Origin of the sequence: Mycobacterium sp. WUMAC-067, from assembly GCF_020217485.1 — a bacterium.
Lineage (GTDB): Bacteria > Actinomycetota > Actinomycetes > Mycobacteriales > Mycobacteriaceae > Mycobacterium.
Genome location: NZ_JAEKMI010000164.1, coordinates 1 through 843, shown reverse-complemented (window position 1 = coordinate 843; position 843 = coordinate 1). Strand labels below are relative to the sequence as shown.

Below are 843 nucleotides of genomic sequence, written 5' to 3'. Positions count from 1 at the left end.
GGCTTTATCGACGGGCGCGTGTAGCGGGTTAACCATTGTCGCTCCCCGGCCTGTGGTCGTCGTTGGCGGCCTGCTCGCGATGAGGAACCGACCAGCTGTTTACATTACGCCCAATAATGTCAAAATTAATACATGCATATCTGACTTGTCAACGGGCTCCCAGTGGCGCGCAAAGGCGGTCGCCGCGCAGCTAGCCGCTGCGCCCGCGTTCAGCTCCGGCGTCAAGGAAACTTGCGTTCAGCGCTGTCGGCGAGAAACGCCCCGCTGAGGCGCAAAGCGTGACGCGCCTCGGGCAAGAGTCGAAACAGGGCTTGAAACACGTGAATTTGACCGCGAAACACCTGAAGTTGCACGGACGACCCCGCGGCGAGCATGCGCTCGGCGAGTCGTCGGGAATCGTCGAGCAGCATTTCTCTCCCGCCCACCTGGATCAATGTCGGCGGCATGCCGGTGAGGTCGGTGGCGAGCACGTTGACGCGGGGGTCGTGCGGATCGGCGTCGCCCACGTAGAGACTCAGCGCCCGCGACGCGGATCGGGCGGATGCGAAAGGATCGCGGCGCCAGATTTCGCGAGCCGTCGCCAGCTGACACGTCAGATCGATGACGGGGGACATCAGTAGCATGCGGTCAGGCAACGGCAGGCGATGTGCGAGTGCACCCAACGAGGTCGCGACCGCCAGTTGGCCGCCCGCCGAATCGCCTGTGTCGGCGGCAAGTGAATACTGACCAGTGCGCGGCCGACTCCTGATCAGTTTTCGATTGCCGTTGACAGCCTGCGATCGCTACCGTGCGGGCTGATGTCGATTCTTCAGAGCCCGCCAACCACCGGTAGGCCCTCAGTGC

1 pseudogene is annotated in these 843 nt (G+C 63.3%); it reads right to left on the bottom strand.

Annotated elements, in window-relative coordinates:
- Positions 1–221 precede the first annotated feature (221 nt).
- A pseudogene (locus JF781_RS28015) lies at positions 222–710 on the bottom strand (alpha/beta hydrolase fold domain-containing protein); the annotation flags it as partial.
- Positions 711–843: the final 133 nt, after the last annotated feature.